18 protein-coding genes are annotated in these 19,470 nt (G+C 76.6%); 15 read left to right on the top strand and 3 right to left on the bottom strand.

The annotated features are described in order from the left end of the window. Positions 1-219: 219 nt before the first annotated feature. Together O2W17_RS20910 and O2W17_RS20905 are read left to right on the top strand one after the other, a co-directional pair. Entirely contained in the window at positions 220-1,236 is a 1,017-nt protein-coding gene (locus tag O2W17_RS20910; RefSeq protein ID WP_269194387.1) for a tetratricopeptide repeat protein, read from the top strand. Positions 1,237-1,335: 99 nt separating this feature from the next. After that, positions 1,336-1,695 (top strand): single-stranded DNA-binding protein, encoded by a 360-nt coding sequence (locus O2W17_RS20905; protein ID WP_269194386.1) that lies wholly within the window; start codon positions 1,336-1,338, stop codon positions 1,693-1,695. Positions 1,696-1,705: 10 nt separating this feature from the next. On the opposite strand, the gene O2W17_RS20900 is transcribed toward O2W17_RS20905, so the two are convergent. Beyond that, positions 1,706-3,016, bottom strand: a complete 1,311-nt coding sequence (locus tag O2W17_RS20900; protein WP_269194385.1) for a DUF1015 domain-containing protein — start codon at positions 3,014-3,016, stop codon at positions 1,706-1,708. A 108-nt stretch (positions 3,017-3,124) separates the two neighbouring features. On the opposite strand from O2W17_RS20900, the gene O2W17_RS20895 reads away from it, so the two are divergent. Next, a complete protein-coding gene (locus O2W17_RS20895; protein ID WP_269194384.1) occupies positions 3,125-3,550 on the top strand; it encodes a tetratricopeptide repeat protein in 426 nt (141 codons plus the stop codon). Continuing rightward, positions 3,547-4,662 (top strand): HAD-IIA family hydrolase, encoded by a 1,116-nt coding sequence (locus tag O2W17_RS20890; protein WP_269194383.1) that lies wholly within the window; start codon positions 3,547-3,549, stop codon positions 4,660-4,662. Before O2W17_RS20895 ends, O2W17_RS20890 begins: the two co-directional genes overlap by 4 nt. Before the next feature lie 10 nt (positions 4,663-4,672). Here the strand turns inward: O2W17_RS20890 and O2W17_RS20885 are convergent, their stop codons facing one another. Continuing rightward, the gene (locus O2W17_RS20885) at positions 4,673-4,990 is read right to left on the bottom strand and encodes an alkyl sulfatase C-terminal domain-containing protein (RefSeq protein WP_269194382.1); all 318 of its coding nucleotides are present in this window, start codon (positions 4,988-4,990) and stop codon (positions 4,673-4,675) included. Between the two features lie 202 nt (positions 4,991-5,192). On the opposite strand from O2W17_RS20885, the gene O2W17_RS20880 reads away from it, so the two are divergent. The 5 genes from O2W17_RS20880 to O2W17_RS20860 all read left to right on the top strand — a co-directional run bounded on the left by O2W17_RS20880 (position 5,193) and on the right by O2W17_RS20860 (position 9,944). Next, complete coding sequence (locus tag O2W17_RS20880) at positions 5,193-5,549, top strand: hypothetical protein (protein WP_269194381.1); 357 nt, start codon at positions 5,193-5,195, stop codon at positions 5,547-5,549. Next, entirely contained in the window at positions 5,549-6,346 is a 798-nt protein-coding gene (locus O2W17_RS20875) for a TlyA family RNA methyltransferase (protein WP_269194380.1), read from the top strand. The genes O2W17_RS20880 and O2W17_RS20875 overlap by 1 nt, the downstream gene beginning before the upstream one ends. Beyond that, positions 6,343-7,395 carry an NAD kinase gene (locus O2W17_RS20870; protein ID WP_269194379.1) on the top strand — a complete coding sequence of 351 codons (1,053 nt, stop codon included), beginning with the start codon at positions 6,343-6,345 and terminating at the stop codon, positions 7,393-7,395. The genes O2W17_RS20875 and O2W17_RS20870 overlap by 4 nt, the downstream gene beginning before the upstream one ends. Further along, positions 7,370-9,169: a DNA repair protein RecN gene (recN, locus tag O2W17_RS20865; protein ID WP_269194378.1), complete on the top strand. Its 1,800-nt coding sequence runs from the start codon at positions 7,370-7,372 to the stop codon at positions 9,167-9,169. Before O2W17_RS20870 ends, recN begins: the two co-directional genes overlap by 26 nt. Positions 9,170-9,233: 64 nt before the next feature. After that, positions 9,234-9,944 (top strand): methylase, encoded by a 711-nt coding sequence (locus O2W17_RS20860; protein WP_269194377.1) that lies wholly within the window; start codon positions 9,234-9,236, stop codon positions 9,942-9,944. A gap of 211 nt (positions 9,945-10,155) precedes the next feature. Here O2W17_RS20860 and O2W17_RS20855 read toward each other — a convergent pair whose 3' ends face one another. After that, the gene (locus tag O2W17_RS20855) at positions 10,156-11,169 is read right to left on the bottom strand and encodes a TetR/AcrR family transcriptional regulator (RefSeq protein WP_269194376.1); all 1,014 of its coding nucleotides are present in this window, start codon (positions 11,167-11,169) and stop codon (positions 10,156-10,158) included. A gap of 165 nt (positions 11,170-11,334) precedes the next feature. Between O2W17_RS20855 and steA the strand changes: the two genes are divergently transcribed. From steA to O2W17_RS20825, 6 genes are read left to right on the top strand one after another with little or no spacing between them, the layout of a single operon-like run. Next, positions 11,335-12,522 carry a putative cytokinetic ring protein SteA gene (gene steA, locus O2W17_RS20850; RefSeq protein ID WP_269194375.1) on the top strand — a complete coding sequence of 396 codons (1,188 nt, stop codon included), beginning with the start codon at positions 11,335-11,337 and terminating at the stop codon, positions 12,520-12,522. Continuing rightward, a complete protein-coding gene (locus O2W17_RS20845; RefSeq protein WP_269194374.1) occupies positions 12,519-13,466 on the top strand; it encodes a copper transporter in 948 nt (315 codons plus the stop codon). Before steA ends, O2W17_RS20845 begins: the two co-directional genes overlap by 4 nt. Continuing rightward, positions 13,463-14,302: a hypothetical protein gene (locus tag O2W17_RS20840; protein ID WP_269194373.1), complete on the top strand. Its 840-nt coding sequence runs from the start codon at positions 13,463-13,465 to the stop codon at positions 14,300-14,302. Before O2W17_RS20845 ends, O2W17_RS20840 begins: the two co-directional genes overlap by 4 nt. Next, positions 14,299-15,924, top strand: a complete 1,626-nt coding sequence (murJ, locus tag O2W17_RS20835; RefSeq protein WP_269194372.1) for a murein biosynthesis integral membrane protein MurJ — start codon at positions 14,299-14,301, stop codon at positions 15,922-15,924. The genes O2W17_RS20840 and murJ overlap by 4 nt, the downstream gene beginning before the upstream one ends. Further along, complete coding sequence (locus O2W17_RS20830; RefSeq protein ID WP_269194371.1) at positions 15,917-17,062, top strand: glycosyltransferase family 4 protein; 1,146 nt, start codon at positions 15,917-15,919, stop codon at positions 17,060-17,062. The genes murJ and O2W17_RS20830 overlap by 8 nt, the downstream gene beginning before the upstream one ends. After that, positions 17,059-19,470, top strand: coding sequence for a hypothetical protein (locus O2W17_RS20825; RefSeq protein WP_269194370.1), 2,412 nt, complete (start codon positions 17,059-17,061; stop codon positions 19,468-19,470). Before O2W17_RS20830 ends, O2W17_RS20825 begins: the two co-directional genes overlap by 4 nt.

The following is a 19,470-nucleotide window of genomic DNA, read 5'->3' as shown; positions in this document are numbered from 1 at the left end:
CGCCGGCCCCAGGGTGACCGTCCGCAGCGCTCGGATCGTCCGCAGGGCAGCTGGCAGGACCGTCGTCCCCAGGGTGACCGTCCGCAGCGCTCGGATCGTCCGCAGGGCAGCTGGCAGGACCGTCGTCCCCAGGGCGACCGTCCGCAGCGCTCGGATCGTCCGCAGGGCAGCTGGCAGGACCGCCGGCCCAGCGGCGATGTCGTGGACCGTCGACCGCCCGTGCCGGCCGGCCCGGAGATCCCCGAGTGGGCTGATCCGCGGGAGCTGGATCCCGCGATCCGGGCCGCGCTCCGTGGACTGGACCCGCGCAACTCCTCGAAGGTCGCGGGGCACCTCGTGGTCGCCGGGACGCTCCTCGACGAGGACCCGGAGACCGCGCTCGCGCACGCCCGTGCCGCCCGGGACCGGGCTTCCCGCCTGGCCGTCGTCCGCGAGGCGGTCGGCGTGGCGGCCTACCACGCCGGGGACTTCGCCGAGGCCGCCCGGGAGATCCGCGCCTACCGCCGGATGAGCGGGGACCAGGGCTACCGCGCGGTGCTCGCCGACTGCGAGCGTGCCCTCGGCCGGCCGGAGGTCGCCATCCGCCTGGTGAACGAGGCGCTCACCGAAGGCGTCGACACGACCGAGGAGGTCGAGCTTCGGCTGGTCGAGGCCGGCGCGCGTCAGGACCTCGGTGAGGACGCGGCCGCGAAGCTGGTGCTCGAGGCGGCTCTGGGTGGCCGTCCGGAGCCGGTCGACCTCCGCGCCGGGGACGAGGGCAAGCTGCGGCTCGCAGCCGCCTACGCCGAGCTGCTCGACGCCCAGGGGGAGACGGACCGCGCGGCGGAGTTGCTCGGGGCCATCGCGGAGATCGATCCGGAGCTCGCGGGCGAGGACCTCGGCGTCGAGTTCACCGAGCTCGAGGACGACGAGCTCGAGGACGACGCCGCGACCGACGGCGAGCCTGGCGATGACGACGTCGCCGAGCACGGCGATGAGGTCGAGCAGCAGGCGGGGGTCGGCGAAGGAGCCCTCATCCTGAATCAGGCCGAGGACGTGGCAGCCGGGCTCGACGACGATCCGGACGACGAGTCGGACGTGGCCGCGGGCCCCGGCCCCGGCACTTCGGACGAGCGCAGGCTGAGCTTCGACGAGGAGGTCGAGGCGGAGGTCGCCGAACTGCTGGGTGAGACCGACGGCGTCGACGCGGACGCTGCCGGTGGCGCCGGGTCAGGGGAGACCACGCCCGAGCACTGACGTCCGACTGGACGCCGTCGTCCGTCCACATGGATGCGTGGCGTCCACAGATCGCAGCGGGAGGTCCTCGCAGGCACCGAGGCGGGACAGGCTTCGGTCATGACCGTGGCTGTGATCGATCGCAACGACGTGGTTCTGCGGGGGCGGGTGTCCGCCCCCGCAGAGCTACGGACCCTGCCCAGCGGTGACACGCTGCTGACCTTCCGCCTGGTGGTCAAGAGACCGGCCCCGAGGGCGCGGGGCCAGTCGGTGGACGTGCTCACGTGCATCACCTACGACCGCGGGCTGCAACGACGGATCGCCGTGTGGCAGCCCGGCGACCTGGTGGAGGTCGAGGGCGCCCTGCAGCGGCGGTTCTGGCGCACCGGGTCGGGCACCGCCTCGGTGTGCGAGGTGAACTGCCGCCGCGGACGCAAGATCCCCCGGTCGGCCGCCCGAACGGCCGACGAGACGGCGTGAAGCGGCCCGCTCAGTCGGCCAGCGGGCGCAGCACGAGCCCGGTTCTGGGCTTCGGCACGAACAGGGTCGACTTCCTCGGCATCCGTGCTCCGGCGCGCGCGACGGCCGCGACGTCAGTGGGGGAGGGAGCCCGCAGCAGTACCGCCACGCCGGCCCGATCCACGGCTGTCCGCACGGCCTCGTCGAGGCTGTGGGCGATGAGCACGGAGTCCACCGTGTCGGGACGTCCCCACAGGTGGTGCACCAGCCCGTGGTGCGCGAGCACCACGTCCAGGTCCCGCCAGGCCGGTGGAGCCTGCGCCGGCACCGCGGCACGGACCTCCGGGCCGGCGGCGCTCAGCCGCACCAGCCTTTCGCCGTCGGTGAGCAGCAGCCCGCGCTCGGCCGGATCGCTCAGCCAGGCGCGCGCTCCGGCGATGACCGCGTCCGTGCCCGTCCCGTCCACCGGCACCTCGGCTGTGACGAAACCACGCCCGGCGGCGGCAAGGGCCTCGCTCCAGGGCAGTGCGGGAACCACCCGGTGGATCGGGTCGACCCGGAGGCCACCGCACCCCATGGGCGTGACCAGCGCCAGCACGGCATCGGTCCCCGACGCGCAGCGCTGCGCCCGGGCGTTCGCGAGGGCCGCGGCGAAGCGGTGGTGACCGTCGGCGATCACGGCCCGGGTGCGGTCCAGCGCCGCGGAGACGGCGTCGATCGTCGCGGTCTCGGTCACCCGCCAGAGCCGGTGCCGGACTCCGTCGGCGTCGCACAGGTCGAGGGTGTGCGGTGTCCGTCGCACCGCCTCCGTCACCCGGGACACCGCCGGCTCCGGATCGTGGGCCAGCACGATCGGCTCCAGATCCGTCCGCGTCGCGGCCAGCAGCGCCCGGCGGCCCTCGACGGCTACCGGGTAGGTGTCCTCGTGCGGGAGCACGGCCGTGGAATCTGCCGGTGGCAGGGTGACCGCCCCGAGCCAGCCCACCGTCGCCGCCCCGCCGTCGGCCGGGCGCAGCTCGTACAGCCACAACGCCGGCAGCTCGTCGCGCACCAGGACGCCGTCGGCCTCCCACGTCCGCAGGGTGGCGGCAGCCAGGTGGGCGGAGTCGCCGTTCTCCCCAGGACCGGCGCCGGGCCCAGGCAGGATCAGGCGGACGACGTTGTACGGATCGGCATCGACCAGCCGATCCCGGCCGGAGGGCGTCACCAGGTCGTAGGCTGGCGAACTGACGCGGGCCAGGTACTCGGGATCGCGCTCCCGGTAGGTCAGGGCCCGGAACGGCCGGACCTCCAGCCCCGGGGCCGGTCGGGGGGTCTGGGGGCCTGCCGACGACGAGAACACGACCAGGATCGTAGGAGCGGCGCCGCGGGGCGTGGTCGGCCGTTCAGGATCGGCCCGGGATCCGGCCCGGGGGACCGGTGTGGATGCGGCCCAGGAGGGGGAGCAGCGTTGCCCGAGGGTGGTTCGCCGGAGAAGGGTCTCGGAGCCAGCGACGCGCCCAGCGGCGGTGTCTACGAGTGGTACCGCCGGGGCCTGGAGCTGCTCGCGGACCGGCATCCGGACGCCGCGGCCACCCTGCTGGCACGTGCTGCCGACGCCGAGCCCGCCTCGCGCAGCATTCGCGAGGCGCTCGGGCGCGCCCAGTACGACGCCCACCGCTACCACGAGGCGATGGCCAGCTTCGCGAGTCTGATCGCCGCCAACCCCACCGACGACTACGCCCAGTTCGGCCTCGGCCTGGCCGCCAGCAGGGCCGGGGACCTCCCCCTGGCCGTCGAGCACCTGGCGCTCGCGGTGGCCATGCGGCCGGACTCGGCCCACTACGCGCGGGCGCTGCGCGAGGTCCGCGCCCGCCAGACCCGGGAGTCAGCGTGACGGAGCAGGCCCGCCCATCCTCGGTGACCCGGCTGGCCGCGGGCTGCGCCAAGCCGCCCGTCCGGCGGTACGACGTGGCGCTGCTGGACCTCGACGGCGTCGTCTACGTCGGCCCGGACGCCGTTCCCGGCGTGCCGGCCGCCCTGGCCGCCGCCCGCACCGCCGGCATGCGCCTCGGGTTCGTCACGAACAACGCCGCCCGCACCCCCGAGCAGGTCGCCGAGCACCTGACCGAGCTGCAGGTCCCGGCCCGGCCGGCGGACGTCATCACCAGCTCGCAGGCGGCGGCGACCGTCGTCGCCGGGCTCCTCGGGGACGGGGCGCGGGTGCTCCCGGTCGGCGGCCCCGGGGTCGCGGCCGCGCTCATGGCCGCCGGCCTGACCGTCGTCGACAGCGCCGACGACCGCCCGGACGCGGTGGTCCAGGGCTACGGCCGGGAGGTCGGCTGGGCGCAGCTGGCCGAGGCCGTCGTCGCCGTCCGCAACGGCGCCCGGCACGTGGCCACCAACGCCGATGCGAGCATCCCGTCTCCCCGCGGCCCGCTCCCGGGGAACGGCGCGATGGTGGCGGTGGTCCGGGGGGTGACCGGGCAGGAGCCACTGGTCACCGGGAAGCCGGATCCCGCGATGCACGCCGAGTGCGTCCGGCGCACGGGCGCCCGGCGGCCGCTCGTGGTCGGGGACCGGCTGGACACCGACATCGAGGGAGCCCGCCGGGCCGGGGCGGCCAGCCTGCTGGTGTTCTCCGGGGTCACCGACCCCGGGACCCTGCTCGCCGCGGGACCGTCCCACCGGCCGGACCTGCTCGCGGCCGACGCGTCGGGGGTGCTGCACACCCACCCGCCGGTGGAGTCCGACGGGTCGACCTGGCGGTGCGGCGGCTGGACAGTCCGGGGAGTCGAGGGCGGCTCCGGTCTCGAGTTGTCCGGTTCCGACGCCGACGCCGAGACACGCGGCGCGGTGCCCGACGGGCTGGACGGTCTGCGCGCCCTCTGCGTCGCCCACTGGTCCGCCCACCCCGACGACGGCGCGCCGGTGCGCGTGGTCGGCACCGGCCGGGCCGCGAGCGACGCCGTGGCGAGCTGGGGTCTCGCGCCGCCGGAGGGGGGCTGACCTGCTGCCGTCAGAGCAGCTTGCGCAGACGCAGCAGGTCCCGCACGCCCGCCTCCAGCTTCACCCGGCCGCCGGCCCACGCGGAGCCGAAGGACAGCCGGCCGTCGGTGAGCGCGACCAGGTCGTCGCTGGTCATGGTCAGCCGGATGTCTGCCTTCGGCACGGCGGGACCGTCGGGGACCGCGTGCAGATCCTTGACCGCACCGGAGCTCAGCCGACCGAGCACCACCTGCTCCAGGTCGGTGAGCCGGCAGGAGAGGCTGCGGTCCAGCCCCGCGGCCGCCGGGTTCGCGGCGAGGTCGCCGAGGATGCCGGTCAGGGCGGTCATGCACTGATCCATCGTGGCCACGCGGGCAGGTCTCCCCAGAAGTCGGCGGCGGGTGCGGTCGCCCCGACGCTATCGCGCTGCTCCGTCCGGCCCGTCCGCGTCGCTGCCGGCCGGTAACCTCCGCAGGGGACGCTGGTGCGTGCCGACGCCGCCCGCGCGACCCCTGCCCGTTCCCCGACCCCCGCACTCCGAGAGGCGCCCGATGACCGAGCCGACCGTGCCGCGACCGGTGCCCGGGCCGTACCGGCCCGCGCCCCCGCCCGCGCCGGTCGCCGCTCCGGGCACCACCGCCGGTCCCGGCGCCGCCGCGGACGCCGCCTCCGGCTCGGGTGCCACTATGGACGCCGCCTCCGGCTCGGGTGCCGCTCCGGCGCCCGGCGTGGGCGCCGAGGCAGTCCGCGCCGACGCCGATGCCCTGGAGGCGACGCCGGCGGAGGGCGCGGGCGCGCAGCGCGGGCTGACCGGTCTCGAGGAGCTGCCCGTGGCCGAGCACGTCGCCGTCTTCGAGGCCGAGCACGCGCGCCTGCAGCGCGAGCTCGGCACGATCGACCCCCGCTGATGGCCCGTCGCGCCCGGCTCGACGCCGAGCTGGTCCGTCGTGGGCTGGCGAGGTCCCGCGAGCACGCCGTCGCCCTGATCGCGGAGGGGCGGGTCGCGGTGGGCGGCCAGGCCGCCACCAAGCCGGCCACCGGCGTGGAGGCGGGGACCCCCGTCGTCGTCCGGACCGACCCCGACCAGCCGTCCTGGGTCTCCCGCGGCGCGCACAAGCTGCTGGGCGCGCTCGAGGCGTTCCCCGTCGCCGTCGAGGGCCGCCGCGCGCTGGACGCCGGTGCTTCCACGGGCGGGTTCACCGAGGTGCTGCTGCGCGGCGGCGCCGCCGAGGTGGTCGCCGTCGACGTGGGGTACGGGGAACTGGCGTGGTCGCTGCGCACCGACGACCGCGTCCGGGTGCACGAGCGCACCAACGTCCGCACGCTGACGCCGGAGGCGATCGACGGGCCGGTGGACCTGGTGGTCGCCGACCTGTCCTTCATCTCGCTGCGCCTGGTGCTGCCCGCGCTCACCGCGTGCGCCGGCCCCGGCGCCGACCTGCTGCCCATGGTCAAGCCGCAGTTCGAGGTCGGCCGGGAGCGGCTGGGCGCCGGCGGGGTGGTGCGCGATCCCGAGCACCGCGTGCAGGCGGTGCTCGAGGTGGGCAGAGCAGCCGGAGCGCTCGGCTGGGGAACGGCCGGCGTGGTGGCCAGCCCCCTGCCGGGCCCCGCCGGCAACGTGGAGTTCTTCCTCTGGTTGCGGTCCGACGCCGGGCCGGTCGAGGAGGACACCGTCCGACGAGCAGTCCAGGAGGGACCCCAGTGAGCGAGCCGAGCACGGCATCACCCGACGGGCAGGAGGCCCGGCGGGTCCTGCTGACGGTGCACACCGGGCGGCAGGACATCGTCGAGCTGGCCCAGACGTCCGCGGCGCGGCTGCTGCGCGGTGGCATCGGGGTGAAGGTGCTCGAGGACGAGGCGCCCGATCTCGACATCCCCGGCGCCGAGGTCGTGCCCTGCGACGAGGCCGCCGCGCAGAACGCCGAGATCGTCATGGTGTTCGGTGGTGACGGCACCTTCCTGCGCGCCGCCGAGCTCGCCCGGTACACCGATGCGGCGCTGATGGGCGTGAACCTCGGCCGGGTCGGGTTCCTCGCCGAGACCGAGCCCGAGGCGGTCGAGGAGACCCTGGCCGCCATCGAGAACTGCGAGTATTCGGTCGAGGAGCGGCTGGCCATCCGCGTCGACGTCCTCGACGGCGACGGCACGGTCGTCGGCGGCACGTGGGCGCTCAACGAGGTGTCGGTGGAGAAGGCCGAGCGATCCCGCGTGCTCGACGTCGTCATCGGCATCGACGGGCGGCCGCTGACCAGCTTCGGCTGCGACGGCGTGCTGTGCGCCACCCCGACGGGCTCCACCGCCTACGCCTTCTCCGCCGGCGGCCCGGTGGTGTGGCCCGACGTCGAGGCGCTGCTGCTGGTGCCCACCAACGCCCACGCCCTCTTCGCGCGGCCGCTGGTCACCTCGCCGAACTCGGTGCTCACCGTGGCGATCCCAGCGGACGGCAACCGGGCCCGGGTGTCGGCCGACGGGCGGCGCACCGTCGAGGTGCCCGACGGCGGCCGGGTCGACGTGCGCCGGGCCAACCGGCCGGTGCGCATCGCCCGGGTGCACGCCGCGACGTTCGGCGACCGGCTCGTCGCGAAGTTCGGGCTGCCGGTGCACGGCTTCCGCGACGCCCGGCACGCCGGCCCGGGCCACGAGCTGTTCACCAGCCGCAACGTCCTGGCCCGCGACATCGTCACCGCCGACGGCGCGGACATCCCGGCCCCGGCGCGGGAGGTGAGCGGTGGCGGCACGCACGACGACGCCTGACCGACCCAGCCCGGCGGCGACGGGAACGGCCGCTGCCGCGGCGGGGCGGCTCTCGGAGCTGCGCATCCGCGGCCTCGGCGCCATCGACGACGTCACGCTCGAGCTCGGCCGTGGCCTGACGGTGGTGACCGGGGAGACCGGAGCCGGCAAGACGATGGTGGTGACCGGCCTGACCCTGCTGTTCGGCGGCCGGGCCGACCCCGGACGGGTCCGGGCCAGCGGGCGGGCCGGGGTGGAGGGGCGGCTGGAGCTCCCGCCGGAGTCGCCGGCCTGGGCCCGTGCGGCCGACGCCGGGGCCGATCCCGACGACGACGGCAGCCTCATCCTGGCCCGCACGGTCAGCGCCGAGGGCCGCTCGCGGGCCTACCTGGGCGGGCGCAGCGTGCCGGTCGGGGTGGTCGCCGAGCTGGCCGAGCACCTGCTGGCCGTGCACGGGCAGACCGATCAGCTGCGGCTCTCGCGGCCGTCCGAGCAGCGCCGGGCGCTGGACCGGTACGCCGGCGCCGAGCACCTGGAGCTGCTGGAGCGGTACCGGGAGGCCCACCAGCGCTGGCGCGCCCTCGCCGCGGATCTGGAGCGCCGGCACGGACAGGCACGCGAGCTGGCGCAGGCCGCCGACGTGCTGCGGCACGGCCTGGAGGAGATCGAGGCCGTCGCGCCGGAGCCGGGCGAGGACGAGTCGCTCGACACCCAGGCCAAGCGGCTCAGCGACGCCGACGCGCTGCGCGCCGCTGCCGACGAGGCGCGCACCGCGCTCATCGGTGACGTGACCGGCGACCTGGGCGGGGGCGAGCTGCCCCAGGACGCGACTGCCGCGCTGGCCATCGCCGAGCGGGCGCTCGCCGGTGCCGACGACCCGGCTCTCGTGCTGCTCGCCCAGGACCTCGCCGACGCGGTGGCCGTGGTGTCCGACGTCGCCGGCCAGCTCGCCGGGTACGTCGCCGACCTCGACGCCGACCCCGGCCGCCTGGCCGAGGTGCTCGACCGGCGGGCGGTCATCACCGCGCTGGTCCGCAAGTACGCCGACGCCGGTGCGGGCGTGGCCGGCGTGCTCGCCTGGGCCGAGGACGCGCAGCGCCGGCTCGCCGAGCTGGACGTCTCCGACGAGGCGCTGGAGGCCCTGGCGGCCCAGCGGGACGCCGCCCGTGCCGACGTCGACCGGCTCGGCGCGGAGATCTCGGCCGGGCGACGCGCTGCGGCGGAGGGCTTCGCCGCGGAGGTCGGCGCCGAGCTGGCCGGGCTGGCGATGAAGAGCGCCCGGGTGTCCTTCAGCATCGACAGCCATCCCGACGACCCCGGTCCCGACGGCATCGACGAGGTGGCGCTGCTGCTCGCCGCCCACCCCGGCGCGCCGCCGCGGCCGGTGCACAAGGGTGCGTCCGGCGGTGAGCTCTCCCGGGTGATGCTCGCCATCGAGGTGGTGTTCGCCGGCGCCGACCCGGTGCCGGTCATGGTCTTCGACGAGGTGGACGCAGGCGTGGGTGGCCAGGCCGCCGGGGAGATCGGGCGGCGGCTGGCCCGGCTGGCCCGGGACCACCAGGTCGTCGTCGTCACCCACCTGGCGCAGGTGGCGGCGTTCGCCGACACCCACCTCGTGGTGGACAAGTCGCCGGACACCGGCGCGGGCGTCACCGCCACCGACATCCGCTCGGTCGCCGACGAGGACCGGGTGCGCGAGCTCGCCCGGATGCTGTCCGGTCTGGCCGACAGCGACACCGGGCAGGCGCACGCCCGGGAGCTGCTCGCCGTCGCCGCTTCCGCCGCCGCCCGCTGACCCGGCTTCGCCGGGTCGGGTGACCGGGGGAGTGCCCACGTGCAGGCCGGGGTAAGGGGCGTCGGTGACCTGCTTCTCCTCCACCGATGAGTCCGCCCACTACGGCTTCTCGGTGTGCATGCTGCTGGACCAGTACCGCGACCAGCTGCACTGGGCGGAGGAGGGCGTCGACGAGCTGGGTACCGGGGATGCCACCGCCATCGCCGACGTCGTGCGGGGGCTCCCGGGGCTTCGGGTGCGCAGCTACGACATCAGCGCGTCCTCCGTCGAGCAGGCGCGGGTCAACATCGCCGACCGCGGGGTCGCCGACCGGTACACCGTCGAGCTGGGCGACTTCTTCGACCAGGCCGACTCGGCCGGCGGGCAGCAGGCGTCCACGGTCATCTCCAACCCGCCCTACATCCCGGCCCCCGACCGCGACATCCTGATGCCCGAGCTGTGGGGCGGGGTGCACGGCAACGACCTGGTGCTGCAGCTGCTCAAGGCCGGGTACACCAACGTCATCTCCGCCGTGGCCAGCTACTCCGACCCGCTGGCGACCGTGCGGACCGCCGAGGAGCTCGGCTACCGCGTCGTGAACTTCCTCGCCATGGGCCTGGACTTCGGGCCGTACAGCAACGAGCCGAAGGTGCGCGAGCACATCCGCCGGCTCTGCGCGGACGGCCACGGCTGGGCGGGGGAGGACGGTTACATGGTCGCCGTCGCCCTCTTCACCCGGGATCCGGACCTCCCCGGCGACCGCGCCGACCAGCTGGTGAAGTCGCTGCAGCTCTGACGAGCGGGGGCCCGGAGGGTCCTCCGAGGAAGAGCTAGGAGCCGCGGTACCCGCCGGGGTGGCGCGTGAGCCGCGGACCGGAACGCGAGCCGCCTCGCGAGGCGTTCCGACGAGCGGGCGCCCGGAGGGCTCCCCGAGGAGGAACGGGAAACGGCTCAACGCCTCCGGGGAACGGCTCCTGGCCGCGGTGCCGTCCGGAGGACGGCCGATGTCACCGTGACTTGGCGTAGCCGGCCAGGCCGAACTGCAGCAGAGCGAGACCGCGGCGGCCCTGCCGGCGCAGCTCGGCCGCGAGTTCCGGCCCGCTGACCCCGTCGAGCACCCGGTCCCGGGCCAGCTCGAGCAGCGAGGCGTACAGGCCCAGGACGGCGTGGGCGGCCAGCCACGGCTCGATCTGGCCGGGCTTCGCCGACGTCTCCTCGGCAACCAGGTCGGCCAGCGAGCCGGTGAGCTCGCCGAGGATCTCCCGCTCGCGGATCTGCAGCGTGCGGCTCCCACGGATGACCCGCGCCATCTGCGCGACGCCGTCGGCGGCCTCCGGCGTGCCGAGCAGGCTGATCGCCGCGACGACGAAGCTGCCGGCGGCCGCGGACACCGACTCGCCCGCGGGGCGCCGGCGCACGGCGTCCAGCAGGGCGGCGCGCATGGGCGGGTCGTCGTCGAAGACCAGGCCCTCCTTGACCGGGAAGTGGTTGAACACCGTCTTCTCCACGACGCCGGCGCGCTGGGCGATCTCGACGACGCTGACCGCGTCGAAGCCCCGCTCGGCGAACAACTCGGTGGCGGCGTCGACGATGCGGTCCCGCGTCTGCTGGCGGCGGCGCTCGCGGATCCCGCTGCCGCGCAGGGCCCGCCGTGCCCGCCGGGGCCCCGTGGAGTCACCGTCGGTCACGGCGGCCGGTGCGGTGGCGACCGGCGGCGGCACGGCCCCCGGGGGGATCAGCTCCGCCGGCACGTCGCCGGCCACCCCGCTGGGCGCGCTGTCCCGCTCGCCGCCCCCAGGAGCGGCACCGGTCCCCGCGCGCCCGGCATCGGCCGGGGCGGCAGCCGCGCTGCCGTCCGCCGCGGTCCCGGGCACCGGCCGGCTGGCCGGCTGGTCGGCGCGTCCGTCCAGCTCAGGTCCCGGGACCGCTCTGATCACCGCACCGCTGACGGGCGCCGGGGCGTCCTCGTCGGGCTGCGGGAGGGATGCTGCGGTCGTCAGGGCACCAGCCACACCAGTCACATCCGCAACGCTAGTCACAACTCGGTAACGGTCCCGCGCAGGCGGCGCGGAGCGCGTGGCCGGCGTGTCGGCCGGACCTGGTGTCGGACACGCTCCGTGAGCGGAACGTCGCCGATGCGCGTCGGATGAACGCCCGGGGAACTCCGCGTGGCAGCATGCGGAGTCATGCGCATCGGCACCGTTCGCCGCGGCCGGGCACAGGAATCGGGGCCCGGGGTCGCCGGCCCCGTCCGTCTGGACCGTCGCACCAAGAACCTGACGAAACGACTGCGCCCCGGCGACATCGCCGTCATCGACCACGTCGACATCGACCGGGTCAGCGCCGACGCGCTGGTCGGTTGCAAGGTGGCCGCGGTGGTCAACGCCGCGCCCAGCATCTCCGGCCGGTACCCCAACCTCGGGCCCGAGATCCTCATCAACGCCGGCATCCCGCTGCTCGACGACGTCGGCAAGGAGGTGTTCGCCAAGGTCAAGGAGGGCGCGACCGTCCGGCTCGACGGCAACGAGCTCGTCGCCGAGGACGGCACGGTCGTGGCCGCGGGCGCCGCCCACGACAGCGAGACGGTGGCGGCCGCCATGGCCGACGCGAAGGCCGGCCTGTCGGTGCAACTGGAGGCGTTCGCCGCCAACACCATGGAGTACATGAAGCGGGAGCGCGCGCTCCTGCTCGACGGTGTCGGCGTCCCCGACGTCACCACGTCCATCGAGGGCCGGCACGTGCTCGTGGTCGTTCGCGGCTACGACTACAAGGAGGACCTGCACGCCCTCCGCTCCTACATCCGCGACTACCGCCCGGTCCTCATCGGCGTCGACGGCGGTGCCGACGCGCTGGTCGAGGCCGGCTACTCGCCGGACATGATCATCGGGGACATGGACTCGGTGAGCGACGACGTGCTGCGCTCCGGTGCCGAGGTGGTCGTGCACGCCTACGCCGACGGCCGCGCCCCGGGCCTGGCCCGCGTGCAGGACCTGGGCGTGGAGGCGATCACCTTCCCGGCCGCCGCCACCAGCGAGGACATCGCGATGCTGCTCGCCGACGAGAAGGGCGCCACGCTCATCGTCGCCGTCGGCACCCACGCCACCCTCGTGGAGTTCCTGGACAAGGGCCGCGGGGGCATGGCCTCCACCTTCCTCACCCGCCTGCGGCTGGGCGGCAAGCTCGTCGACGCCAAGGGCGTCAGCCGGCTCTACCGCAGCCGCATCTCGACGACGGCACTGGTGGTCCTCGTGCTCGCCGCCCTCTTCGCCATCGGATCGGCGCTGGCGCTGTCCGCCGCGGGGCGCGTCTACCTGGATCTGCTGCTCGACCAATGGAACAGCTTCATGTTCTGGCTGGAGAACCTCTTCTCGTGATCGACTTCCGCTACCACCTGGTCTCGCTGATCGCGGTCTTCCTGGCGGTCGCGCTGGGCATCGTCATCGGCACGACCGCGCTCAACGCGCCGATCCTGGCCGACATCGAGAACCAGGTGTCCGCGCTGGAGCAGGACAAGCGGAACCTCGAGGACCGCACCCGGGACCTCCAGGCCCAGCTCGACACCTCCGTGGAGTTCGAGGAGGCCGTCGCCGGGCCGCTGGTCGAGGGCACGCTCACCGACCGCTCCGTCCTGCTGGTCCCGACCAACGACAGCGTCACCGCCGAGACGGTGGAGGCGGTCGGCGCCCTGGTCCGCCAGGCGGGCGGCTCGGTCAGCGGCGTGGTGCGGCTGGAGCCCGAGTACAGCGACCCGGCGACCGGCGCAGCCCTGCAGAGCTACGTCACCGGCTCCGGGCTGCCCGCCGGGGTGCAGCTGCCCGAGAGCGGCGACGCCGACACCCTGGTGGCCTCGCTGCTGGCGCAGACGCTGATGATCCCGCCGGCTGGACCGGTGCCCGACACCGCGGCGGTCTCCTCGGTCCTCGCCGGTCTCAGCTCGCTGGACGTACTGAACCCCGAGGGCGCCTCCGTCGTGCCGGCCGACCACGCGGTGCTGCTCACCGGCAGCGGGTTCACCGGCGACGACGCCGAGCGCCGCAACGCCGCCCTGGTCGAGCTGGCCACGGCGCTGGACGCCCAGGGTCAGGGCGCCGTCGTGGCCGGCGATGCGCCGTCGGCTCGCCCGAACGGGCTGATCGGCGCGATCCGCGTCGATCCGACGCTCGCGGCCGCCGTCTCCACGATCGACAACGTCGGCACCGTCGTCGGCCGGATCAGCACCGCCCTCGCCCTCGGCCAGGAGTCGCGGGGCACCTCGGGCAAGTACGGGACCGGCGAGGACACCCAGCCGGTGCCGCCGGTGCCCGCCGCCGCGCAGTGAGCGGCCGGCGCCCCGCGCTGCTGGCCCTGACCGGGGCCGCGTCGGCGCGCGCCGCCCTGGCGGGAGCCGCCGTGCTGACGGACCGCCCGGCCGGCGCGCCGTGGCGGCGCACCAACTACGCCGGCCGTCCGGTCAGCCTCCTCGGCGGCCCGGCGCTGGCGCTGTCGGCCACGGCGACCGCGGTGCTGGGTGCCCCGCCCGGCACCCGAGCCGCGTCCGCGGTCGTCGGCGCCGTCTCCGGCCTGGTCGGCGGCTACGACGACCTGGCCGGCGCCCGGCCGGAGCAGGCCCGGGACAAGGGGCTGGCCGGCCACCTGCGGGCACTGCGCGAGGGACGCGTCTCGGCCGGCGCGGTCAAGGTGGCCGGCATCGGTGCCGCCGCGGCCGCCGCCGCGCTCCTGAGCCGCGGTCCCGGCCGGGGGAGCGGTGCGCTCGTCGACGGCGTGCTCACCACCGGGCTGGTCGCCGGCACCGCCAATCTCCTGAACCTGCTCGACCTGCGCCCCGGGCGCGCGGCCAAGGCCGGGGCGATCGCCGCGGCCGCCGGTCTCGGCGGGCCGGCCGGGCAGCTGGTCGCCGGGCCGCTGGGGGCGACCCTGGCGGTGCTGCCCGACGACCTCGGCGAGCGGATCATGCTGGGCGACTGCGGCGCGAACGCCCTCGGCGCCCTCCTCGGCCTGCGGCTGGCCGGGGTGCCGTCCCGCGGCGCCCGTGCCGGCGCGCTGGCCGTGGTCACCGGGCTCACCCTGGCCAGCGAGCGGATCAGCTTCACCCGCGTCATCGAGGCCACCCCCGCGCTCCGCGAACTGGACCGCCTCGGTCGCCGTTCCTCGTGAGCGCGCGGCAGGTGGCGCGCGGGGTCGCCGGGGCGGCCGCCCTGATCGCGGCGCTCACCGTCCTGGCGCGGCTGGCCGGCTTCGGCCGCACGCTGGTCTTCACCAACACGGTGGGAGCCGGCAGCACCGGCGACGCCTACCTGGCGGCCAACAACGTCCCCAACATCGTCTTCGAGGTCGTCGCCGGCGGGGCGCTGGCCAGCCTGGTCGTGCCGATGCTCGCCGGCGGGATCGCCGCCGGGGACCGCGAGCAGGTGCGGCGCACGGCGTCGGCGCTGCTCGGCTGGACGCTGCTGCTGCTGACCCCGCTGGCGGTCCTGCTCGCGGTGCTCGCCGAGCCCATCGCCCGGCTGCTGCTCGGCGGCGGCGACGAGGCCGAGGTGCAGCTGGCCAGCCGGTTCCTGCTGGTCTTCGCGCCGCAGGTGGTGCTTTACGGGATCGGCATCGTGCTCACCGGCGTGCTGCAGGCCCACCGGCGGTTCGCCGGCCCCGCGCTGGCGCCGCTGCTGTCCAGCCTCGTCGTCGCGATCACGTACCTGGTCTTCGCCGCCATGGGTGGCGGCGGGGACGTGGCTGGGCTGTCCACCCCGGCCGAGCTGGTGCTCGGCGTCGGGACGACGCTCGGCGTGGTCGCCCTCAGCCTGAGCCTGCTGCTCCCTCTGCGTGGGCTGCGCCTGGGGCTGCGGCCCGCGCTGCGCTTCCCGGTCGGCGCCGCACCCCGCGTCCGGCGGCTGGCCGTGGCCGGCGTGCTCACCCTCGCCGGGCAGCAGCTGCTGGCCGCCGTCGCCATCCGGCTGGCCAACGAGGGGGCCCCCGACGGCACCCAGGTGATCTACGCCGCCGGCCTCACCGTCTTCCTGCTGCCCTGGGCGGCGCTCGCCGTGCCGCTGGCGACCTCGGCCTACCCCGGGCTGGCCGAGCGCGCGGACAGCGGCGACGAGGACGGCTACCGCCGCGCGCTCGCCCCGGTCACGGTGCTGACCGTGGCCGCCTGTGCCGTCGCCGCCGCGGCGCTGGTCGCGACCGCCGGGCCCATGGCCCGCGTCTTCCTGGGCTCGGGCACGGATGCGGCGGTGTCCGCGCTGCGCGACACCATCGTGGCCTTCGCGCCGGGTCTGCTCGGGTACGGCCTGGTGGCGCTCCTGACCCGGGCCCTCTACGCCCGCGGGCTGTGGAAGGCACCGACCGCGTGCGTGCTCGGCGGGTGGCTGCTCGCCGTCGCCGCCGACGTCGTCCTCGCCCGGGCGCTGCCCAGCGACGACCGGGCGCTGGCCCTGGGCCTGGGGCACACGCTGGGCGTCACCGTCGCCGGTGCCGGGCTCCTGCTGGTGGTCGCCCGGGCGGCGGGCCCGCCGGCGCTGGGCGGCCTCGGCCGCACCGGCCCGGTGGCGCTGCTGGCCGGCTCCCTGGGCGGGGCGGCCGGGCTGTGGGTCGCGGGTGCGCTGGGCGCGGACCCGGTGCCCGGCGGAGGCCTGCCCGGCACGCTCGGAGCCGGGGTGCTGGCCGGGGGCACCGTGCTCGTCGTGGCGCTGGCGGTCATGATGGGGACGGCCCGCGCGCAGCTGGTGGGGGCGTTCCGGGAGTTGCGGTCGACGGGCGGGCAGGAGGTACGCAGTGGCTGAACCGGCCCTGCGGGACCGCCGGATCACCGAGGTGCTGGCCACCAGCACCGGCGGGGTCGGCACCCACGTGCGCTCGCTGCTGCCGTCGCTGGTCGCCGCCGGCGCCACCGTCGCGGTCTGCGGGCCCCGCGCCACCGACGAGTTGTTCGGCTTCTCCGGCCGGGGCGCCGGCTTCACGCCGGTCGAGATCTCCGCCGGGCTCGCGCCCGCGGCCGACGTCCGGGCGGTGCAGGCGCTGCGGCGCGCGCTGGCCGGCAGCGACCTCGTGCACGCGCACGGGCTGCGGGCCGGCCTGGTGGCCGCCGCCGCCCGCCGGCTCGGCGCCCCCTCGACCCGGCTGGTGCTCACCCTGCACAACGCGCTCCCGGAGGGCGGCGGGCTGCGCCGCCGGGTGCTGGAACGGGCCGAGCGCGCCACCGTCCGCGCCGCCGACGTCGTCCTCGCCGCCTCGGCCGACCTGGCGGACAACGCGCGGCGGCTGGGCGCCCGGGACGTGCGCCTGGCACCGGTGTCCGCGCCGCCGCTGCCCCCGGCCACCCGCTCGCCGGCCGAGGTCCGCGCGGAGCTGGGGCTCGTCGACGACCGGGCGCTGGTCGTGGCGGTCGGCCGGCTGCACCCGCAGAAGGGCTACGACGTGCTCCTGGACGCGGTGGCCCGCTGGTCGGCCGACCAGCGCCTGCGCCCCGCGCCGCTGGTCGTCGTCGCCGGGGACGGGCCGTTGCACGACGAGCTGGCCGCCCGCATCCGGGCCGGGACGCTGCCGGTGACGCTGCTGGGCCGGCGCGACGACGTCGCCGACCTGCTCGCCGCCGCCGACCTGTGCGTGCTGCCCTCGCGCTGGGAGGCGCGGTCGCTCACCGCCCAGGAGGCCCTCCGCGCCGGCGTGCCCCTGGTGGCCACCCGCACCGGAGGGCTCCCCGAGCTGCTCGGCGACGCCGCCGAGCTGGTGCCGGTCGGCGACCCCGCGGCGTTGGCCGAGGCGGTGGTGCGGGTGCTCGGCGACAGCGCGCACGCCGCCGAGCTCGGCGAGGCCGGGCTCCGGCAGGCGGCCGGCTGGCCCGACGAGGAGGGCACGGCCGCACAGCTGGTCGGGATCTACCGCGAGCTGCTGGGAACGCCGGCCCGGCCCGGCGCATGAGCGGGCCGGCCGTGCGGACGGTGCGCCGGGCCGCCGCCCTCCTGGCGCTGGTCGGGCTTCTCCTGCTGGGCCTGCCGGCCGGGGCCGGCGCGGTGGTGGCGGAGGAGCCCTACGCCGCCGACCGCGTCGTCGTGGTGGGGGTGCCCGGTCTCATCTGGGCCGACCTCGACCCCCGGGCCACCCCGCGGCTGTGGGCCCTGGCCGAGGACTCGGCGATCGGGGCGACGTCGGTGCGGGCCGCCCGCTCCACCAGCTGCCTGCTCGACGGCTGGGCGACGCTGGGTGCCGGCAACCGGGCGCGCTTCCCGGGCACCGACGAGGGCCTGCCGCCGGTGCCCGTGCCCGCGCCCGACGGCACCGGGGCGGTCGGTGACGGCCCGGCGCCGGACGGCGGGGACGGCGAGGAGCCGGCGACGGCGGAGGAGCCGCGCCTGGACACCTCGCTCACCCGCTGCGGCCTGCAGGAGCGGGTGGCGGGCGTCGCGCTCGGTGATCCGCAGGCCACCGTCGCCCGGATCGCCGAGGACGAGGGCACCATCCGGTTCGGGGCCGAGCCCGGTGCGCTGGGGGAGGCGGTCGGCTGCGCCGCGGTCGTCGGCCGGGCGCCCGCCCTGGCCGCCGCCGTGCCCGGGGTGCGGCTTCCCGCCGCGCCGGCCCTCCCGGGGGAGCCGGGCGAGCTGGCCGAGCTGCTCGGCGCCTGCCCGCTGGGCCTGATCTCGCTGGACCAGATGACCGACGCCGGGGCACCCGGTACCGAGCCCACCGACGACGGCACCCGGCCCGAACCGCGGGCCGCCGCGGTGGGCCGCATCGACGAGGCGCTGGGGCGGGTGCTGGCCGCGGTCGACGAGCTGCCGGGGGACACCCTGCTGCTGCTCGCCGGCATCTCCGAGGTCAACGACGGCCGTCCCCAGCTGCACGTCGGCATCGCCGCCGGTCCCGGTTTCGAGACCGGCTGGCTGACCTCGGCGAGCACCGGGCGGGCGCCGTTCGTGCAGCTGATCGACGTGGCCCCGACCGCCTTGCGGGCCCTCGGCCTCGAGCCGCCGCCGTCGATGAACGGGCAGCCGTGGCGCAGCACGGGGGAGCGGCCCCCCCTGGCCGAGGCGGTCACCGAGCTGGAGCGGGTCAACACCGCGGCGATCACGCACCACCGCAACACCGGCGGGTTCTTCTGGACCTTCGTGCTGCTGGGGGCCGCCGTCGTCGGGCTGGGGATCCTCCTGGACGGCACCCGGCGCCGGCACCGGCCACCGGGCACCTGGCCGGGGGCCCACCGGGCGCTGCGGCTGCTGTGCCTGCTGGCGGCGGCGCTGCCCGTGTCCACCTACCTGGCGGGGCTCGCGCCGTGGGAACGGGCCGGCGCGCCGCTGGCCGCGCTCGTCGCCGCGGTCGTCGTCGCCGACCTCGCGGTGACCGCCGTCGCCGCCCTGGGGCCCTGGCGACGGCGCCCGCTGGGCCCGCCGCTGGCCGTCCTGGCGATCACGCTCGGCACCCTCGTCGCCGACGTGCTCACCGGCTCCCCGCTGGAGCTCAACGGACCGCTGGGCTACGACGCGGTCGTCGCCGGGCGGTTCACCGGCTACGGCAACCTGACCTTCGGGCTGCTCTCGGTGAGCGCGCTGACGGTCACCGCGGCCGGAGCCACGGCGATCGGCCGGCGGTCCGCCCCGCACCGGCGCAAGGCCTGCACCGGGGCGGTGGTCGTCGCCGCCGGGCTGCTCGCCGTCGTCCTCATCGGGGCGCCGCCGCTGGGCCGGGACTTCGGCGGGGTGCTGGCGGCGCTGCCCGGCTTCCTCCTGCTGGCCATGCTGCTGACCGGGGTCCGGGTCACCGTGGTGCGGCTGGCCGCGATCCTCGCCGCCGCCGTCGTCGCCGTCGGGACGGTCGCGGTGCTGGACTGGCTGCGCCCGGCCGGCGAGCGCACCCACCTGGGCCGCTTCGTCGAGCAGGTGCTCAGCGGCGAGGCGTGGACGGTGGTCAGCCGGAAGGCCGCGGCCAACATCGGCATCCTGCTGGGCAGCCCGCTGGCCTGGATGCTGCCGGTCGCCCTGGTGGCCGCCGTCTGGCTGCTGCGGCCCGGGGGCCCGCTGCGCAGCGCTGCGGCCGGTGCCGCCGGCCGGGGGCCGGCCGGGCTGCCCGCGGCCGACGCCGCCGTGCTCCGGGCCGCGCTGCTCGCCGTCGCCCTGAGCCTGACCATCGGCGCGGCGGTGAACGACTCCGGCGTGGCCCTGCCGGCGACCGCCGCCGCGCTGCTGGTCCCGCTGCTCGTCCGGCTGGCGCTTCCTCCGGGCCCCGGGACCCCCGGAGAGGGAGAGCCGCCGGGTGGCGCTCCGCACGCCGGGCGGGCGGCGGGGGCCGACCGTGTTACGGTCGTCTCCCGTGGGTCGACCGTCTGGAACACGTGA

This window comes from Blastococcus sp. VKM Ac-2987, assembly GCF_026967805.1.
Classification (GTDB): Bacteria; Actinomycetota; Actinomycetes; order Mycobacteriales; family Geodermatophilaceae; genus Blastococcus.
The sequence above is the reverse complement of the archived record's forward strand: the minus strand, read 5'-3'. Positions and strand labels throughout refer to the sequence as shown.